General features: G+C 74.2%; 15 protein-coding genes and 1 pseudogene. 8 read left to right on the forward strand and 8 right to left on the reverse strand.

Annotation, left to right across the window (positions count from 1 at the left end):
* Nucleotides 1-484 precede the first annotated feature (484 nt).
* The gene (locus tag VGP36_13945) at nt 485-2,461 is read left to right on the forward strand and encodes an ATP-dependent helicase (protein ID HEV7655818.1); all 1,977 of its coding nucleotides are present in this window, start codon (nt 485-487) and stop codon (nt 2,459-2,461) included.
* On the opposite strand, the gene VGP36_13950 is transcribed toward VGP36_13945, so the two are convergent.
* From VGP36_13950 to VGP36_13960, 3 genes and pseudogenes are all read right to left on the reverse strand, one after another.
* The gene (locus VGP36_13950) at nt 2,458-2,802 is read right to left on the reverse strand and encodes an SRPBCC family protein (protein HEV7655819.1); all 345 of its coding nucleotides are present in this window, start codon (nt 2,800-2,802) and stop codon (nt 2,458-2,460) included. The genes VGP36_13945 and VGP36_13950 overlap by 4 nt on opposite strands.
* A gap of 391 nt (nt 2,803-3,193) precedes the next feature.
* Nucleotides 3,194-3,952: pseudogene (locus VGP36_13955) on the reverse strand (SPFH domain-containing protein).
* A gap of 150 nt (nt 3,953-4,102) precedes the next feature.
* A complete protein-coding gene (locus tag VGP36_13960; protein ID HEV7655820.1) occupies nt 4,103-5,227 on the reverse strand; it encodes an ATP-binding SpoIIE family protein phosphatase in 1,125 nt (374 codons plus the stop codon).
* A gap of 67 nt (nt 5,228-5,294) precedes the next feature.
* On the opposite strand from VGP36_13960, the gene VGP36_13965 reads away from it, so the two are divergent.
* From VGP36_13965 to VGP36_13975, 3 genes are all read left to right on the forward strand, one after another.
* A complete protein-coding gene (locus VGP36_13965; GenBank protein ID HEV7655821.1) occupies nt 5,295-6,449 on the forward strand; it encodes an aminotransferase class I/II-fold pyridoxal phosphate-dependent enzyme in 1,155 nt (384 codons plus the stop codon).
* A 97-nt stretch (nt 6,450-6,546) separates the two neighbouring features.
* Nucleotides 6,547-7,341 (forward strand): Bax inhibitor-1/YccA family protein, encoded by a 795-nt coding sequence (locus VGP36_13970; protein HEV7655822.1) that lies wholly within the window; start codon nt 6,547-6,549, stop codon nt 7,339-7,341.
* A gap of 70 nt (nt 7,342-7,411) precedes the next feature.
* Complete coding sequence (locus VGP36_13975; GenBank protein ID HEV7655823.1) at nt 7,412-7,732, forward strand: hypothetical protein; 321 nt, start codon at nt 7,412-7,414, stop codon at nt 7,730-7,732.
* A gap of 76 nt (nt 7,733-7,808) precedes the next feature.
* On the opposite strand, the gene VGP36_13980 is transcribed toward VGP36_13975, so the two are convergent.
* Nucleotides 7,809-9,026, reverse strand: a complete 1,218-nt coding sequence (locus VGP36_13980; protein ID HEV7655824.1) for an acetyl-CoA C-acetyltransferase — start codon at nt 9,024-9,026, stop codon at nt 7,809-7,811.
* A gap of 31 nt (nt 9,027-9,057) precedes the next feature.
* The gene (locus VGP36_13985; GenBank protein HEV7655825.1) at nt 9,058-9,831 is read right to left on the reverse strand and encodes an SGNH/GDSL hydrolase family protein; all 774 of its coding nucleotides are present in this window, start codon (nt 9,829-9,831) and stop codon (nt 9,058-9,060) included.
* Nucleotides 9,832-10,172: 341 nt separating this feature from the next.
* Between VGP36_13985 and VGP36_13990 the strand changes: the two genes are divergently transcribed.
* Nucleotides 10,173-10,739 carry a YceI family protein gene (locus VGP36_13990; GenBank protein ID HEV7655826.1) on the forward strand — a complete coding sequence of 189 codons (567 nt, stop codon included), beginning with the start codon at nt 10,173-10,175 and terminating at the stop codon, nt 10,737-10,739.
* Nucleotides 10,740-11,006: 267 nt separating this feature from the next.
* Here the strand turns inward: VGP36_13990 and VGP36_13995 are convergent, their stop codons facing one another.
* Nucleotides 11,007-12,008, reverse strand: coding sequence for an SGNH/GDSL hydrolase family protein (locus VGP36_13995; GenBank protein ID HEV7655827.1), 1,002 nt, complete (start codon nt 12,006-12,008; stop codon nt 11,007-11,009).
* Nucleotides 12,005-12,691, reverse strand: a complete 687-nt coding sequence (locus VGP36_14000) for an MBL fold metallo-hydrolase (GenBank protein ID HEV7655828.1) — start codon at nt 12,689-12,691, stop codon at nt 12,005-12,007. The genes VGP36_13995 and VGP36_14000 overlap by 4 nt, the downstream gene beginning before the upstream one ends.
* A 107-nt stretch (nt 12,692-12,798) precedes the next feature.
* On the opposite strand from VGP36_14000, the gene VGP36_14005 reads away from it, so the two are divergent.
* Nucleotides 12,799-14,163, forward strand: coding sequence for a cystathionine beta-synthase (locus VGP36_14005; GenBank protein HEV7655829.1), 1,365 nt, complete (start codon nt 12,799-12,801; stop codon nt 14,161-14,163).
* A gap of 9 nt (nt 14,164-14,172) precedes the next feature.
* Here the strand turns inward: VGP36_14005 and VGP36_14010 are convergent, their stop codons facing one another.
* Nucleotides 14,173-14,649 carry a nucleoside deaminase gene (locus VGP36_14010; protein HEV7655830.1) on the reverse strand — a complete coding sequence of 159 codons (477 nt, stop codon included), beginning with the start codon at nt 14,647-14,649 and terminating at the stop codon, nt 14,173-14,175.
* 235 nt (nt 14,650-14,884) lie between these two features.
* Between VGP36_14010 and VGP36_14015 the strand changes: the two genes are divergently transcribed.
* Together VGP36_14015 and VGP36_14020 are read left to right on the forward strand one after the other, a co-directional pair.
* Entirely contained in the window at nt 14,885-16,666 is a 1,782-nt protein-coding gene (locus VGP36_14015; protein HEV7655831.1) for an AMP-dependent synthetase/ligase, read from the forward strand.
* 9 nt (nt 16,667-16,675) lie between these two features.
* Entirely contained in the window at nt 16,676-18,562 is a 1,887-nt protein-coding gene (locus VGP36_14020) for an ABC transporter ATP-binding protein (protein HEV7655832.1), read from the forward strand.
* Nucleotides 18,563-18,612 lie beyond the last annotated feature (50 nt).

The raw sequence follows: 18,612 nt of genomic DNA on the forward strand, positions 1-18,612 counted from the left end.
CAGTCGGCCGGGCGCCGGCGCGCGGCGGGTCCGCTTCGCGCTGAGCAGTCGGCCGGGCGCCGGCGCGCGGCGGGTTCGCTTGGCGCTGAGCAGTCGGCCGGGCGTCGGCGCGCGGCGGGTTCGCTTCGCGCTGAGCAGTCGGCCGGGCGCCGGCGCGCGGCGGGTTCGCTTCGCGCTGAGCAGTCGGCCGGTCGCCGCGTCCAGCTCGGCGGCCCCGCGGACGGATGTCGTTGCGGTGCGGCGGATCGAACGTGTGGGGACGTCGTCCGGGTCGGTCCTGAGCCGGGACGGCCACCTGCGCAAGAAGGGCCGGCTGGCGTCGCGGGGTCGACGCCGGCGCAGCGGTGCCGGTCTCCACGGGGGTGTCTCGGTGACCGTCTACCACTGGGAGTGGTAGTTACCACTCCCAGTAGTACGTCCGCGGCGAGTGATGCCGCGGCGCGGCGGCGGCGCGGCGGGCGCCGCGGCCGGTAGCGTCGAACGGGTGTTCGACGTGAACGAGGAGCAGCGGGTCGCGGTCGACCATGACGGCGGGCCGTTGCTGGTCCTCGCCGGGGCCGGGACGGGCAAGACGACGACGCTGACCGCGCGGGTGGCGCGGCTGCTGGAGCGCGGCGTGCCGGCGCACCGGCTGCTGCTGCTCACGTTCACCCGCCGGGCCGCGGCCGAGATGCTCGGCCGGGCCGCCCAGGACCAGCGGCAGCGGCCCTGGGGCGGGACCTTCCACTCCGTCGCGCACCGGATCATCGCGGCCAACGCGGCCGGGCTGGGGCTGCCGGGCGACTTCGCGGTGATCGACCCGGCCGACGCGGCCGACCTGCTGGACGTGGTCCGGGAGGAGTGCGGGCTGGCCCGGGCCGGCCGCCGTACGCCCCGAAAAGGCCTGCTGCTGGACCTCTACTCGCGCTCGGTCAACACCGGCCGGCCGCTGTCGGAGACGGTCGCCGAGACCGCGCCCTGGGCCGCCGACCTGGTCGAGCCGATCGCCGACGTGATCAAGGCGTACGTGGCCCGCAAGCGGTCGCGGGCGTTGCTGGACTTCGACGACCTGCTGCTCTACTGGCGGGCCGCGGCCCGCGACGAGGTGCTGTCCCGCCGGCTGGCCGGGCTGTTCGACGAGGTGCTGGTCGACGAGTACCAGGACGTCAACCAGCTGCAGGTCGACATCGTCCGGGGCCTGTGCGCGAACGGCACCGCGCTGACCGCGGTCGGGGACGACGCCCAGGCCGTGTACGGCTTCCGCGGCGCCAGCGCCGCCCACATCCTCGACCTGCCCGACCAGTTCCCGGGCACGACCGTGGTCCGGCTGGTCCGCAACTACCGCTCGACCCAGCCGATCCTCGACCTCGCCAACGCGGCCTGGTCCGGCGCCTCCCGCCGGTACGTCAAGGACCTCGTCGCGGTCCGTACCGGCACCGCCCGCCCCGAGCTGGTCGACTGCGCGGACGAGGCGACCCAGTGCGAGCAGGTCTGCGCGCGGGTGCTGGCGGCCCGGGAGCGCGGGCTGCGGCTGCGCGACCAGGCCGTGCTGTTCCGGGCCGGGCGCGGCAGCGACCTGCTGGAGCTGGAGCTGACCCGCCGCCGGATCCCGTACGTCAAGTACGGCGGGCTGCGCTACCTGGAGGCCGCGCACGTCAAGGACCTGCTCGCGCTCTACCGGCTGGCCGACAACCCGCGGGACGAGACCGCCTGGTTCCGGCTGCTGCAGCTGCTGGACGGGGTCGGGCCGGCCACCGCCCGCCGGGCCGTCGACACGCTGGAGCTGGACCGCGACGGCATCCTCGACCGCTGGGATCCGGGTGTGCTGCCCGAGTGCGCGCGGGCCGCGGCCGACCGGCTGGTGACCGCACTGCGGGCCACCGGTCCCGAGCGGCCCGAGACCCTGCGGGTCGCGCTGGCGCCGGTCGTGCAGGCCCACTACCCGGACGGGCCGGCCCGGCTGGCCGACCTGGAGCGGCTGTCGGCCGCGGCCGCCGAGCACGGCGACCTGCGGACGTTCGTGGTCGAGCTGGCGCTGGACCCGCCCCGCTCGACCGGCGCCGACGCCGTACCGCCGGGCGTGGACGAGGACTGGCTGGTGCTCTCGACCGTGCACTCGGCCAAGGGCCTGGAGTGGGACGTGGTGCACCTGCTGCACGTCACCGAGGGCAGCTTCCCCTCCGACCTGGGAGTGTCCACTGCGGACGGTCTGGACGAGGAGCGGCGGCTGTTCCACGTCGCGCTCACCCGGGCCCGGGACTCCCTGCACCTGTACGCGCCGCTGCGCTACCACCACCACCCGCGGGCCCGCGACGACCGCAACTCCTGGGCCCAGCGCAGCCGGTTCCTCGACGAGGCCGCGCTGGCCTGCTGCGACCGTACGGCGGTGGAGCCGGAGGTCGCGCCGGCGCCGGCCCTCGGGATCACGTCGAGCGCCCCGGCCGCCCGGGTGGCCGCGGACCTCGACGCGCTCTGGGTCTAGGACTTCTCCAGCAGGGCCTTGAGCTCGGCCTGGTCCTTCTCCGCCGCGGCGACGTCGTCGGCCCACTCGGCGTCGCTCATGCCGGGCACCCGGAAGGCCGTGAACAGCACCTCGCTGCCGTCCTGGTTCGGCACCACCCGCAGCCCGACCTGCACCGTGACCTCCGGGCTCACCTCGACGGCGTGATCGAGCACGCCGAGGTCGTTGGGCCGGGCCGGCGTGACCACCGACCGGCCGCCGCCGGGCACGACCGCGTCCCACCGGCCGTCCGGACGCGGGGTGAGCGCCTCGAAGAACGTCCACTCCGGCCAGCGGGCCAGGTCGGCCAGGTAGGCGTACACGTCGGGGACGGCCCGCTCGATCGTGACCGAGACCGTCCGGGTCTCCAGCGTCAGGGGGTACCTCCAGCGCGGGACGGGATGCGGCTCAGCCGGCCGTACGGCCGTTGACGCCGGAATTCTCGCCGTCGGTCAGCTCGGGGGTGAGCCCGGGGTCGCTCAGCGCGGGCGCGACCGGACGCGCCTCGACCGCCTCCGTGGCGTCGGGCACGCCGACCGGCTCGGCCAGCTCGGCCACCGGCTCGGCCCTCTCGACCGGCACGGCCCCGTCGACCGGTACGGCTCCCTCGACCGGCACGGCCCCGTCGACCGGCACGGCCGCGTCGACCGGTACGGGCGACCCGACCGGCTCGGGCGCCTCGGCGGTGGGGAAGCGGACCGTCCCGGACCGGTCGTTCGGCGTCGCGTGGTCGAGGAAGCGCAGCAGCTCCACCGGGAACGGCATGACGAGCGTGCTGTTCTTCTCGGCCGCGACCTCGACGACGGTCTGCAGCAGCCGCAGCTGGAGCGCGGCCGGGTCGGCCGACATCGCGGCCGCGGCCTGGGCCAGCTTCTGCGACGCCTGGAACTCGCCGTCGGCCGCGATCACCCGGGCCCGCCGCTCCCGCTCGGCCTCGGCCTGCCGGGACATCGAGCGCTTCATGCCCTCCGGCAGCGAGACGTCCTTGACCTCGACCCGCTCGACCTTGACGCCCCACGGCCCCTCGGTCGGGACGTCGATGATCTCGGTCAGCTCGCTGTTGAGCTTGTCCCGGTTGGACAGCAGCTCGTCCAGGTCGGCCCGGCCGATCACGGCACGCAGCGTGGTCTGCGCGACCTGGGAGACCGCGTAGAGGTAGTCGCGTACGTTCACCAGCGCCTTGACCGGGTCGACGACGCGGAAGTAGACGACCGCGTCGACCCGTACGGAGACGTTGTCGCGGGTGATGCAGTCCTGCCCGGGGACGCCCATCGTGGTGATCTGCAGGTTCACCTTGCGCAGCCGCTCGACCACCGGCGCGATCAGGGTCAGCCCGGGCCCGCGGGTGTCGCCCTGGACCCGGCCGAGGCGGAACACCACCCCCCGCTCGTACTGCTGGACCACCCGGACGGACAGGGCGACCAGCAGCAGCGCCAGCACGACCAGCACCACCAGGATGATGATTCCGACCATCATGTGAGATCCACCTTCCCGGCTCTTCGATGAGCCGGACGCCGGGGCCGACGGAGACCGACTGTCAGCGTGCGGGAGGTCCTCGGTGTGCTTCCCACGCTACGCCGGTCGGGCGCACCGCGGCCGGTCGGGCGGAGCGCGGTCGGGCGGTCACGCGGTGCGTGCGACGAGCTCGAACCAGACCGTCTTGCCCAGGCCGCGCTCGTCCGGATCGATGCCCCAGCGGTCGGCCAGCCTCTCGACCAGGTGCAGGCCGCGGCCGGACGTGTCGCGCTGACCGACCTGGACCAGCTGCGGCCGCCGGTGGCTGGAGTCGCTCACCCCGACCCGCAGCCGGTCGCCGGTCAGCTTGACGGTCACGACCAGCTCGTCGCGGGTGTGCCGGATCGCGTTGGAGACCAGCTCGGTGGTCAGCAGCGCCGCGGTGTCCCGGGTGTCGTCGTCGACGAGCTCCCGCAGCAGGTCGTTGACCAGCCAGCGGGCCACGCTCGCGCTCTCCGCGGTCGGCGGCAGCGTCCGGCGCAGGGCCGAGCCCGGCCCGCGCTCGCCGACGAGGTGGCCGACCAGCACGACGGTGTCGTCCGGCGGCGGCTCGTGCACCAGCCCGGCCAGGATGTCCGCGAGCTGGTCCGGCCCGGTGATCGGCCCGGTGACCGCGGCCAGCAGCCGCTTGAGCCCGGCCTCGGCACCGAGGTAGCCGCCGTCGCGCAGCAGCCCGTCGGTGTAGAGGGCCAGCGCGCTGCCCGGCGCGACCTGGGTGGTCGACTCGCGCCAGATCTCGCCCCAGCGGATGCCCAGCGGCGGCCCGCCGACGCCGTCGAGCAGGCAGGGGGGCTCGCCCGGCGCGGTCAGCAGCGGCGGCACGTGCCCGGCCCGGACCAGGGTGACGATCCGCTCGATCGGGTGCACCAGCGCGTACGCCATCGTCGCCAGCCGGCCGGTCTCCAGCCCGAGATGGAACTCGTTGAGCCGGGTCGCGATCGCGGCCGGTGGGTGACCCTCCAGCGCGTACGCCCGGACCGCGCCGCGCAGCTGCGCGGTGATCACCGCCGCGGCCAGGTCGGCCCCGGCGACGTCCCCGACCACGAGCGCGACCGCGTCGCCCTCGACCGGGACCACGTCGTACCAGTCGCCGCCGACGCGGTCCGGGGAGCCGGCCGGGAGGTAGCGCGCGCTGAGCGGCAGGCCCTCGATCTCGGGCAGGCGGGAGGGCAGGAGGGCGCGCTGCAGCGCGAGCTGTGGAGACTCCTCGTCCCCACGGTCCCGTGGATCCACGACTGTGTTCTGGCCCGGCGCCGGACGCGGGAAACCAACACGCCGCTGTGGATGGCAGGATCGGCTCGTGTCGGACGTGCTGCGCGGGTCACTGCGAGGTTTCGGGACCTCGATCTTCTCCACCGTCACCGAGTGGGCGATGGAGGCGGACGCGATCAACCTGGCCCAGGGATTCCCCGATTTCGAACCGCCGGCGGAGCTGGTCGCGGCCGCCTCGGACGCCCTGCACCAGGGCCTGCACCAGTACGCGCCGAGCGTCGGCGACCCGGTCCTGCGCCGGGCCGTCGCCGACCACCAGCGGGCCGAGTACGGCCTGGACTGGGACCCGGCCACCGACGTCACCGTCACCACCGGGGCCAGCGAGGCGATCGCCGCCACGCTGGTCGCGCTGCTGGAGCCGGGCGACGAGGTGGTCCTGGTCGAGCCCTGCTACGACCTCTATCCGTACGCGGTGGTGGCCGCGGGCGGGGTGCCGGTCTACGTGCCGACCGAGTTCCCGGACTTCCGGGTCGACCTGGACCGGCTGACCGCCGCCGTGTCCGACCGGACCCGGGTCATCGTGGTCAACACCCCGACGAACCCGACCGGGCAGTCGCTGTCGGCCGACGAGATCCGGGTGCTGGGGGAGCTGGCCGAGCGGCACGACGCGTACCTGATCTCGGACGAGGTCTACGAGCACCTGGTCTACGACGGCGGCCGGCACCTGCCGGTGGCCTCGGACCCGGTGGCGCGGGAGCGGACGATCACCGTGTCGTCGGTGTCCAAGACGTTCAGCGCGACCGGCTGGCGGATCGGCTGGGCGGTGGCGCCGGCTCCGCTGTCGGCGGCGGTCCGCTCGGCCCACCAGTTCATCACCTTCAACGCGACGACCCCGTTCCAGCGGGCGACCGCGGTGATGCTCGACGTCGCGGCCGCGGGCGACTACTACCGCACGCTGGTCGAGCAGTACGCCGAGCGGCGCGACATCCTGCTGGGTGCGCTGGACGGGCTGGGCCTGGAGATCGGCCGGCCGCGGGGAACGTACTTCGTGATGACGCGGTGCGCCGGTGACGACCTGGCGTACGTCAAGGACCTGATCGCGACCCGCGGGGTGGCCGCGATCCCGGGCTCGTCCTTCTACTACGACGGGCGGACGGGACCCGGGCGGGGCCTGGTGAGGTTCGCGTTCTGCAAGCAGGCGGACACGCTCCGAACTGCCGCACGACGGTTGCATCCCTCCTAAAGTAATCTTTGCACTGCCGGGAACGGGGGCGTCGCACTGCGCGTTGTCAGGTGCGACGGGCCGGTTACCGGGGCCGTCCAACGTGTACGAGGAGTAAATGGTGCAGAGCAACAATCCTGTGCTCGGTCGAGGATTCGGGCAGGGCCAGCAGTACGCGAGCTGGAACACGGCCCCGGCGCCCTCGGCCGGTGACCTGAACGACATGTACAACCGCCCGGCGTACGCGCCGCCGGCCCGGTTCATGACCCTGGACGACGTGGTGCTGCGCACAGCGGCCACGCTCGGCGTGGTCGTGGTGGTCGGCGCGGTCTCCTGGATCCTGAACCTGCAGGGTCTTGCCCTGGTCGGCGCGCTCGTCGGCTTCGTGCTGGCGCTGGTGATCAGCTTCAAGCAGAGCACCAACCCGGCCCTGATCCTGACCTACGCGGCGGCCGAGGGCCTGTTCCTCGGCGCGATCAGCCGGGTCTTCAACGACGCCTTCGGCGGCGGCATCGTCATCCAGGCGGTGGTCGGCACGGCCGGCGTGTTCGCCGGGATGCTCGTCGTCTACAAGACCGGCGCGATCCGGGTCACGCCGAAGTTCACCCGCTGGCTGCTCGGCGCGCTCATCGGCGTCGTCGCGCTGTCGCTGGTCAATCTCGTCGCCTCGCTGTTCACGCCGGGCGGGCTGGGCCTGCGCGACTCGTCCAACCCGGTGCTGGCGATCGGCTTCAGCCTGCTGTGCATCGGCGTCGCGGCGTTCACCTTCCTGCTCGACTTCGACATGATCGACAAGGGCATCCGGCAGGGCGCCCCGGAGCGCTTCGCCTGGTACGCGGCGTTCGGCCTGACCGTCACCCTGGTCTGGCTGTACCTGGAGATCCTCCGCCTGCTCAGCTACTTCAGAGACTGATCTCGTCGCGACCACGCGGACCCCACCCCTGTCCCGGTGGGGTCCGCGGCCTGCGTACGGTGACCTTCTGATGGACCTCGCTGCGTCGGCCGGTGGACTGCTGTCCCGGCTGCGCCGGTGGACCGCGGCGAGCTGGGCGGTGCCCGCGGACGCGGCCGGACCGGGCGCGGGCAGCCGGGCCGACGTCGTCGCGGTCGTCGTGCAGCAACTGGCCGACCTCGCTGCGGACGCCGAGCGCCGGCCGCGCCTGGTCGTACCGCGGCCCGACGGGGTCAGCCCGGCCGACCAACTCGCCGTCATGATCGACGACGTCCTCCGCACCGATGACCCGGCCGCGGCGTCCGCCGCCGCGACCCACCTGGCCGCACTCCGCGCCGCCCTGGCCGTCTGACGGCTGCGCGCCCGGCGACCGGCTCGCATTCGTCGACCGGCGACAGCCGGTCGGCGTTCCGACCTGCGCGAGAGCGCTAGCTGAGGCGCTCCAGGACCATGGCCATGCCCTGGCCTCCGCCGACGCACATGGTCTCGAGGCCGAAGGTCTTGTCGTGCCACTGGAGCGAGTTGATCAGCGTGGTCGCGATCCGGGCCCCGGTCATGCCGAACGGGTGGCCGACCGCGATCGCCCCGCCGTTGACGTTGAGCCGGTCCAGCTCGATCCCCAGGTCCCGGTACGACGGGATCACCTGCGCCGCGAACGCCTCGTTGATCTCCACCAGGTCGATGTCGCCGATCGACATCCCGGCCAGCGCGAGCGCCTTCTTCGACGACTCCACCGGCCCGAGGCCCATGATCTCCGGCGACAGCGCCGACACTCCGGTGGACACGATCCGGGCCAGCGGGGTGATCCCCAGCTCCCGGGCCCGTACGTCGGACATCACGACGACCGCAGCGGCGCCGTCGTTGAGCGGGCAGCAGTTGCCGGCGGTGACCCGCCCGTCCGGCCGGAACACCGGCTTCAGGCCGGCCACGCCCTCCACCGTCACGCCGGCCCGGGGACCGTCGTCCTTGCTGATCACAGTGCCGTCGGGCGTGGTGACCGGGATGATCTCCCGCTCCCAGAAGCCGTCCGCGATCGCCTTCTCGGCCAGGTTCTGGGACCGGACGCCGAATTCGTCCATCTCCTCGCGGGTGATGCCCTTGGCCTGGGCCAGGTTCTCCGCGGTCTGGCCCATGGCCAGGTAGACGTCCGGGACGGTGCCGTCGGCGCGCGGGTCGTGCCAGTCGACCCCGCCCTGGGCCGCGGCCTCCGACCGCTGTCCGGCCGGGAGGAAGGCCGGGTTGTGCGTGTCCGGCCAGGAGTCCGAGCTGCCCTTGACGAACCGGCTCACGGTCTCGACGCCGGCCGCGACGAACGCGTGCCCCTCGCCCGCCTTGATCGCGTGCGACGCCATCCGGATCGTCTGCAGCGAGGACGCGCAGTAGCGGGTGACGGTGGTGCCGGGCAGCTCGTCGTGGCCGAGCAGCACCGCGACCACCCGGGCCAGGTTGAAGCCCTGCTCGCCGCCGGGCAGCCCGCAGCCGAGCATGAGGTCGTCCAGCGTCCTCGGGTCCAGCTGCGGGACCTTGTCCAGCGCCGCCTGCACGATCGTCGCGGTCAGGTCGTCCGGGCGGAACCCGGTCATGCTGCCCTTCCCGGCGCGGCCGATCGGGGAACGGGCGGTAGCGACGATGACGGCCTCGGGCACGGCGGACTCCCTCGTCAGGCTGGCCTCTTTGTTACTGGAGAGTAGCGCGTTCGGTGGCGGCGTCGTCGACGGTCGGCAGCAGGGCCTCGGCGATGAGCCGGTAGCCGTCCGCGCTGGGGTGGAAGCCGTCCTCGCAGTACGCCGCGCGGTCGGCCCGGAACACCGGCCCGACCAGCTCGGCCAGGTCGACCGGCACCCCGCCGGCGGCCTCGGTGGCCTCGGCCGAGGCGGCGGCGACCCGGCGCCCGCGCCAGGCCACCACGCTGCGCAGCGGCTGCGCGAACGCCCGGCTGGCGCCGAGGTCCGGGCAGGTGCCGACGACGACCGCGGCGTTGCCGGCCAGCAGCCGCCGGACCGCGTCGCCGAGGTTGTCCTTGACCGCCTGCAGCGCGGTCCCGGAGGTCGCGTCGGTGGTGCCGACCAGGAGCACGGCCACGTCCGGGCGGCCGAGCAGCGCGCGGGAGACCTGGGGACCGAGGTCGCCGGTGCCGGAGCCCGCGATCGCGGCGCCGGCCAGCCGGACGCGGCGGGTCGGACCGGCCAGCCGCCGGGCCAGCACGGCGCCGACGGTGTCCTCGGTCCGGGTCACGCCGACCCCGGCGCCGATGGAGTCGCCGAGCAGCACCAGCCGGAGCCGTTCCGCGCCCGGATCGCCGAAGTCGCCCTCGACCGGGGGCGCCGAACCGGCCGACGCGTACCGCCGGCGGGCGGCGGCCCAGACCTCGGCCGCGAGTACGCCGGCACCGGCCCCGGCGGCCGCGACCACGCCGCCGAAGGCCCCGCGGGTCAACCGGTTCGGGTCCACGCGACCAGATTACGTGCTCCCGCCCGGCACGACCTCCCGCCCGGGGATCCTCGCCGGGAACGTCCGGCGACGGTGAGTACGCTGGCCGCCGAACCTGCCCTGGGTCCGGGAGGAAGTCGGCGATGCTGCAGCGCACTCTCGCCGCGGCGCCGGCGAGCCACCAGGACGACCGCGGGCTCGAGTTGGACATCCGTTCGGTCACGCTGTTCCCGCGTGATCTTCATCGCCTCGCTCCGTAGGGAATGCCGGGCCGGTCTCACCGGTTCTCTGGCCAGGTAGTTGAATAAGCAAGTAACTTGACGGCGGCCGTCAGTGGGACGGCCCTGGACCCGGAGGAACCCATGTCCGCACCTACCACCGTTGACCTCACCGGAACCTGGGACATCGACCCCGCGCACACCCGCCTGGGCTTCGCCGCCCGGCACGCGATGGTCGCCACCGTCCGCGGTGGGTTCGACGTCTTCTCGGGCACGATCGTGATCGACCACAAGAACCCGGGCGCGTCCTCGGCCGAGGTCGAGATCAACGCGGCCAGCATCAGCACCGGCAACGAGCAGCGCGACGGGCACCTGACCAGCGGCGACTTCCTCGACGTCGAGAACTACCCGACGATCACCTTCCGCAGCACCTCCGCCGAGGAGATCGACTCCGAGACGTACAAGATGGTCGGGGACCTGACGATCAAGGGGCAGGCGCACCCGGTCACGCTGGAGCTCGACTACCAGGGCACCGGCGGCGACCCGTTCGGCAACACGCGCGCCGGGTTCGAGGGCAAGACCACGATCAACCGCAAGGACTGGGGCCTGGCGTGGAACGTCGCCATCGAAGGCGGCGGCATCCTGGTCGGCGAGAAGGTCAAGCTGGAGCTCGACATCTCCGCGATCAAGCGGGTCGCTCCGACGGAGTGATCCCGTCCGGGGCGGCACCCCGGACCCCCGCACGACTGAACCGGCGCCCGGTCGCACTGCGACCCGGGCGCCGTTCGTGTTTCCCGCTCCACCCACCACCCCGTGCCGCTGCGCGGCGGCCGGACTCCCGCCCTGTGGGCGGTGCACCCTGGGCGGCGGGGCTCCCCGCGCGGGCGGGCGGTGCTCCCTCCCGCCCGGCCGTGCGCCGGCCGTACTCCCGCCAGGCGGGCTGTGCGCACCCGCCGACGCTGAGGGGGTGGGGGAGATTCAGCGGTCGGCGGGGACGGGGTCGGGGATGGGGCGGGGGCGGCGCCGGCGGAGGAAGGCCCAGCGACCGCGGGGGCCCCGTTCGCTGCCGTCGACCGCGCCGCCGCTGACCTCGGAGCCGGGGCGCCCGGCGGCGCGGGCCGCCGCCGACGCCACCGGAGTCGCGCCGTCGGCGTGGAACAGCCGCCGGTCGGTGACCGCGTCCGCCTCCTCCGGCCAGAGCCCGAGCGCCGCGCACACCGACGGCAGCGTCACGCCCACCGCGGCGGCATAGCCCGCCGCGGACGGGTGGAAGCGGTCCTCGCTGAACAGCTCCTTCGGCCGGGCCGCGAACTCCGGCCCGAGCACGTCGCCCAGCGACACCGTACGGCCGCCGGACTCGACCACCGCGATCGTCTGCGCCGCCGCCAGCTGCCGGCTCCAGATCCGGGCCACCAGCCGCAGCGGCTGGGCGATCGGCTCGACCGAGCCGAGGTCCGGGCAGGTGCAGACGACGACCTCGGTGCCCTCCGCCTTCAGTCGCCGTACGGCCCGGCCGAGGTGGTCGACCGCGTCCGACGGCCGGGTCCGGGACGTCACGTCGTTCGCGCCGATCATGACCACGACCACGTCGGGCCGGTGTGGCCGGATCTTCTCGATCTGCGCGAGCAGGTCGGTCGAGCGGGCGCCGACCACGGCCGCGGTCACCAGCCGCACCGGCCGGGCCGAGGTCGTGGCCAGCCCGAAGGCGAGCAGCGCACCGGGCGTCTCCCAGGCCTCCTGCACGCCGAGCCCGGCCGCGCTGGAGTCGCCGATGAGGCCGAGCGTCAGCGGCTGCCGGTCGCCGGTGCCGTACATCCCGTCGCCGACGGGCGGGGTCGAGCTCGGCGGGCCGACCCAGCGCCGGGCCAGCTTGGCCTCGCCCAGCAGCAGACCCCAGCAGGCGGACACGATCAGCCCGAGCCCACCGCCGCCGTACGCCGCGGCCGCGGCGATCCGCCGGGCCCGGGAGGCGCGGCTCATCGGTCCCGCCCGTGCAGCAGCGCGCGGACCGCGGCCCGGGCGTCGCGGCGCAACTCCGGTCCGTGGGCGAAGGCGGCGACCTCGAAGTCGAGATCCCCGAGCAGGCCGGCGGAGCGCCGGTTGCGGTCGGAGTCGGTGCAGAGGAACGCGGGCGCGAACCGTACGCCGCGCAGGTTCATCACGGCGTCACCGGTGATGAGCACCCCGCTGGCCTCGTGCAGCAGCGCGGTGTGGCCGGGGGAGTGGCCGGGCGTGTGCACCGCGCGCAGCCCGCCGGGCAGCTGCGACCCGTCCTGGAACTCGGTGGTCACGACGACCTTCGCGAACGTCCGGGTGGTCCCGCGCCGGGTCCGCGGCGACCGCCCGTCCCGCAGGTAGACCGCCTCCCGCTCGTGCGCGAGCACCCCGGCGCCGCCGGTGAGCGTGACCAGCGCGGCCAGCCCGCCGGTGTGGTCGGGATGCGCGTGCGTCACCACCACCCGCCGTACGTCCTCGGGGCCGGCGCCGATGGCCCGCAGCCCGGCCAGCAGCCGCCGGCGCGAGCTGCGGTACTTCAACCCGGCGTCCACCAGCGTCACTCCGCCGTCCGACCCGGCCAGGGCGAACGAGTTGATCATGTCGCCCGGCGCGGTCGGGATCCGCCACACCCCGTCCGCCAGCCGGACGGCCGCCTCCTTCGCCACTCGCCACCTCCGTCCGCGAGGTTAGTCGAGTGGTCCGACCGATCTCCGAGTGATCCCCGCCGCCGGCAGGTGACCGGTGGCCCGTCTGGCATCCTGGCGTGATGGAGATGCAGTACGCCCGGTCGATGGTCGAGCTCATCGGGGGGACCCCGCTGGTGAAGCTCTCGGCGGTGACGGCGGGGCTGGCGCCGCTGGTGCTGGCGAAGGTCGAGTACTTCAACCCTGGTGGCTCGGTGAAGGACCGGATCGCGCTTCGGATGATCGAGGCGGCCGAGCGGTCCGGCGAGCTGCGCCCGGGCGGCACGATCGTGGAACCGACCAGCGGCAACACCGGTGTCGGGCTGGCGATCGTCGCGCAGACCCGGGGCTACAAGTGTGTGTTCGTCTGCCCGGACAAGGTCTCCCAGGACAAGATCAACGTGCTCCGCGCGTACGGCGCCGAGGTCGTGGTGACGCCGACTGCGCTGTCGCCCGAGCATCCCGACTCGTACTACAACACCTCCGACCGGCTGGTGCGCGAGATCGAGGGCGCCTGGAAGCCGAACCAGTACGCGAACGTGAACAACCCGCGCTCGCACTACGAGACGACCGGCCCGGAGATCTGGGAGCAGACGGCCGGCCGGATCACCCACTTCGTCGCCGGGCTCGGCACCGGCGGGACCGTCAGCGGCGCCGGCCGCTACCTCAAGGAGGTCTCCGACGGGAAGGTGACCATCGTCGGCGCGGACCCCGAGGGGTCGGTGTACTCCGGCGGCTCGGGCCGGCCGTACCTGGTCGAGGGCGTGGGCGAGGACTTCTGGCCGGAGACGTACGACCGGGGGATCTGCGACACGATCGAGGCGATCAGCGACGCCGACTCCTTCGAGCTGACCCGGCGGCTGGCCCGCGAGGAGGGGCTGCTGGTCGGCGGGTCCTGCGGGATGGCGGTCGGGGCGGCGCTGCGGGTGGCGGCCCGGGCGACGGCCGAGGACGTGATCGTGGTGCTGCTGCCGGACGGCGGCCGCGGGTACCTGTCGAAGATCTTCAACGACGACTGGATGGCCGACTACGGCTTCCTCCGTACGGCCTCGCAGGCGACCGTCGGCGACGTGCTGGAGGAGAAGTCGCACGGGCTGCCGTCGCTGGTGCACGCGCACCCGCACGACACGGTGCGGGAGGCGATCGACATCCTGCGCGAGTACCACGTCTCGCAGATGCCGGTGGTCCAGGCCGAGCCGCCGGTGGCGATCGCCGAGGTGGTCGGGTCGGTGGTCGAGCGGGACCTGCTGGAGCTGCTGTTCACCGGGCACGCGCGGCTGGCCGACCCGCTGGAGCGGCACATGTCGCCGCCGCTGCCGCTGGTCGGCGCGGGCGAGCCGGTGGACGCGGTGGTGACCGCGCTGGAGAAGGCGGACGCGGCGGTCGTGCTGGTGGGCGGGCGGCCGACCGGCGTCCTCACCCGGCAGGACCTGCTCCAGCACCTGTCCCGTTAGAGCTTCCCGTCACCGCTCCCGGAAGCGCCGGTGCAGCGCCGCGACCCGGTCGACGAGCTCGGGTGCGGGCCCTTCCACGGTCAGGCCCGGGGCGATCTGGGTGATCGCCAGCGGGCGGACCGGGGACGGGCCGACGCCGAGCGCGGTGAGCAGGTCGGTCAGCTGGGCCGAGGACATCACGTACACGACCCGGCCGAGGCCGACCCAGGCGTGCGCGGCCGAGCACATCGGGCAGTGCTCGCCGGAGGTGTAGACGGTCGCGTCCCGGCGCTCGGCCGCGGTCAGGTGCGCGGCGGCCCAGCGGGCCAGCTCGAACTCCGGGTGCCGGGTCGCGTCCGCGAGCGAGACCTCCCGGTTGCGGTCCTCGGCCCGCGGCCGGCCGGCGCCGTCGACCAGCACCGACCCGAACGGGAAGTCACCCGCGTCGACGGCCTCGCCCGCGAGCTCCACACACCGTCGCAACCACTCCAGATCCCTGTCGTCCACCCCAGCATCCTGGCTCACCCACCACGCAGCCCGTGCCCGGCCGCAGGAACCGCTCCCGCCAACTGCCCCACCGCGCACGCAACAGCCTGCACGCGATCCCGCCGCGCTCGACCACGTCGCAACGGTGTTCCGGGACGATCGGCGGCTGACGGTCTTCCGACGAGTGGGTGGGAGGGCTCCCGTTGGTGAGGGTGGGTCGATAGTTTGTGAGGGGGGTCACAGGGAGGGGTGGGGCGTGACGGAAGCTGATGCCGGCGCGACGGTCCCGGCGTGGTTGGTCCGCAACGTCGAGGAGTCCGGTGCGGAGACCGCCCTGCGGCGGCAGAACCCGGACGGCTCGGGGCTGGAGGAGTGGACCTGGGCCGAGGTCGGCGACCGGTCCGCCCGGCTCGCGGCCGCGTTCACCCGCCTCGGCCTCGAGCGCGGCGACCGGGTCCTGCTGTTCCTGCGCAACCGGCCCGAGTTCCACGTCGCCGACCTCGGCGCCGTGCTGGCCGGCGGCACCCCGGTGTCGATCTACAACTCCTCCTCGCCCGAGCAGGTCGCCCAGCTCTGCGGGCACAGCCGGTCCCGGATCGCGGTGGTCGAGGACGTCGAGTTCCTGGAGCGGCTGCTCAAGGTCCGCGACCAGCTGCCGGAACTGCGCGCGATCGTGGTCGCCGACGACCCGGACGGCCTGCGCCCGCAGGACGTGTCCCTGCTCGCCGACCTGTACGGCGACGAGCCCGTCGACCTGGCCGCCGCCGCCGCCGCGGTGCAGCCGGCCGATCTGGCCACGGTCATCTACACCTCCGGCACCACCGGGCCGCCCAAGGGCGTGATCCTCACCCACGCCAACGTGCACGCGCAGTGCGCCGCCTACTCCGAGCTGGTCGGCCCCACGTCCGACCGCCGCACGGTGTCGTACCTGCCGATGGCGCACATCGCCGAGCGGATGGTCACCCACTACGGCTGGCTCTGGCAGTGCTCGACGGTCAGCTGCTGCCCGGACCAGGCCGAGCTGGGGGCGTACCTGGCCCTGGTCCGGCCGACCGACCTGTTCGGTCCGCCGCGGGTGTTCGAGAAGCTCAAGGCGGGCGTGCAGGTCGCGGTCGCGGCGGCCGGGCCGGAGCGGGCGGCCGGGTTCGACCAGGCCCGGGAGGTCGGCCACCAGGTCGCGCAGCTGCGGGCCGCGGACGAGCCGCTGCCGCCGGAGCTGGCCGCGGCCTGGGCCAAGCTCGACGCCGCGGTGTTCGCGCCGCTGCGGGAACGGATGGGCCTGGACCGGCTGACGTACTGCTTCTCCGGCGCGGCCCCGCTCCCGGTCGACGTCATGCACTACCTGCGCTCGATCGGCCTCCCGTTCTCCGAGGTGTACGGGATGAGCGAGAACACCGGCGGGATGACCTGGGACCCGTACCGGGTCAGGCCCGGGACGGTCGGCCGGCCGCTGCCCGGGGTCGAGGTCCGGCTCGGCCCGGACGGCGAGGTGCTCGCCCGCGGCGCGATCATCTCGCCCGGCTACCTCGACGACCCCGAGCGCAGCGCCGAGACCTTCGACGCCGAGGGCTGGCTGCACACCGGCGACATCGGCACCATCGACGCGGCCGGCTATCTGTCCATTGTGGACAGGAAGAAGGAGCTGATCATCACCGCCGGCGGCAAGAACATCTCGCCGGCGAACCTGGAGGCGCTGCTGAAGTCGCTGCCGCTGGTCGGCCAGGCCTGCGTGATCGGCGACGGGCGGCGCTACCTGGTCGCGCTGCTCGTGCTCGACCCCGAGGTGGCGCCGGGCTGGGCCGCGCGGGAGGGCGTGCCCGGCGACCTGGCCGCCTCGCCGGAGGTCCGGGCCGAGCTGGAGCGCGGCGTGGCCGAGATCAACCGGCGGGTCTCCCAGGTCGAGGGGATCAAGAGGTTCGCCGTGCTGGCCGACGAGTGGCTGCCGGACTCGCCCCAGCTGACCGCGACCATGAAGCTCAAGCGCCGCGGCGTCCTGTCCGGCTACGCCGAGGTCATCGAGTCCCTGTACACGGACTGAGCCGGTCCGGTGCCGGACGCGGAGGAGCCGACCCGGTCGGCGACGGCCCCACTCAGCACGCCGAGCTGGCTCGGGCACGGGGAGACGGTGACCGGTACGTCGTTCCTGTCGATGCTGCGCCGGCTGCCGGCCCTGCTGGCCGGGGCGGCCCGGCTCGGCTGGTGGGCGTCGCGCCGGGACACCGTGCTCGCGGTCGTGCTGACCGTCACCGGCGGCGCGTTCACCGCGGTGGGCGTGCTCGCCACGACCAACGTCGCGGCCGCGCTGCTCACCGCCGGCCCGACCGCGGACCGGGTCCGCTCGGCACTGCCGGCCCTGCTCACGGTGGCCGCGGCGCTCGGCCTGCGCTCGGCCCTGGGTACGGCCGCCGGCTGGGCCCAGGCCCGGCTGGAGCCGCGGGTGCTGGCCGTCGCCGAGGTCCGGTTCGTCGAGCTCACCACCAGCGTCGAGGTGGCCGCCTTCGACGACCCCGGGTTCGCCGATGAGATGCAGCGGGCCAGCGAGCGCGGCACCCAGTCGGCCGGCACGCTGGTCCGGGAGGGGGTCGACCTGCTCTCCGCGCTCGTCGGCGTGATCGCGGCGATGTCCGCGCTGTTCGTCGTGCACCCGCTGCTGGTGCCGCTCATGGTGCTGGCCGTCGCCCCGGTCGGCTGGGCCTCGGTCCGCGCCGCCCGGATCCAGTACGCCAGCCTGTTCCGCCGGATCGCCCGGCGCCGCCGGATGTGGGTGCTGGAGCGGCTCATGGCCGAGCGCGACACCGCCGCCGAGCTGCGTACGTACGGGATGCGGGGGTTCCTGCTGGACCAGCACCGGGCCGTGATCACGGCGGAGATCGAGGCCGACCTCGAGGTCGTGCGGGGCCAGACGGTCAGCCGGGCGGTCGGCGCGGCCCTGTCCGGGGTGGCCGGCGTCGGGGTCTGGACCGTGCTCGGGCTGCTCATCGCGACCGGGCGGGTGCCGCTGGCGGCGGCGGCCTCCGGCGTGGTGGCGCTGCAGACCGTCCGGGGCTCGCTGCAGCTGGCCGTGCTCGCGGTCAACACGCTCTACGAGGAGGCGCTCTACTTCGCCGACTACAGCGACTTCGCCGCCCGGGCCGCGGCCCGGCTGCCGGCCGCGCCGACCCGGCCCGCACCCGGCCCGTTCGCGGAGCTGACGCTGGAGCGGGTCGGGCTGCGGTACCCGGGCTCGGCCCGGACGGCGGTCGAGGACCTGAGCCTGACCGTACGGGCCGGGGAGACGATCGCGCTGGTCGGCGAGAACGGCTCCGGCAAGACCACGGTGGCCCGGCTGCTGGCGATGCTGTGGGCGCCGGACTCCGGCACCGTGCGCTGGGACGGCGTGCCGGTCGGGGAGCTGCCCCGCGACGCGCTGCGCCGGCACATCGCCGTGGTCGGTCAGGACGTGCTGCGGTGGCCGTTCACGGCCCGGGAGAACGTCCAGGTCGGCGACGTCGAGCGGCCCGACGCGGACGGCCGCCGGGCGGTCGCGGCGGCCACCGTGGTCGGCGCCGACGCGATGATCCGCGCGCTCACCCGGGGCTACGACACGCTGCTGGACCGGACGTTCGTCGGCGGCCAGGAGCTCTCCGGCGGAGAGTGGCAGCGCCTCGCCGCTGCCCGGGCCACCTTCCGCGACGCGCCGCTGCTGATCTGCGACGAGCCGTCGGCCGCGCTGGACGCCCGGGCCGAGCACGCGTTGTTCGCGCAGCTGCGCTCGCGCGGGCAGGACCGGACCACGGTGCTGGTGAGCCACCGGCTGGCCAACGTCCGGCACGTGGACCGGATCTACGTGCTGCACCAGGGCCGGCTGGTCGAGGCCGGCGACCACGACGAGCTGATGGCCGCCGGCGGCCGGTACGCCGAGCTGTTCACCCTCCAGGCGGCCGGCTACCGGTGATCACGCTGAGGCGGCGCCAAGGATCGGTCGGACAGTCACCGGCACCCACC

The sequence above is a fragment of the Mycobacteriales bacterium genome, assembly GCA_035995165.1.
Classification (GTDB): domain Bacteria; phylum Actinomycetota; class Actinomycetes; order Mycobacteriales; family CADCTP01; genus CADCTP01.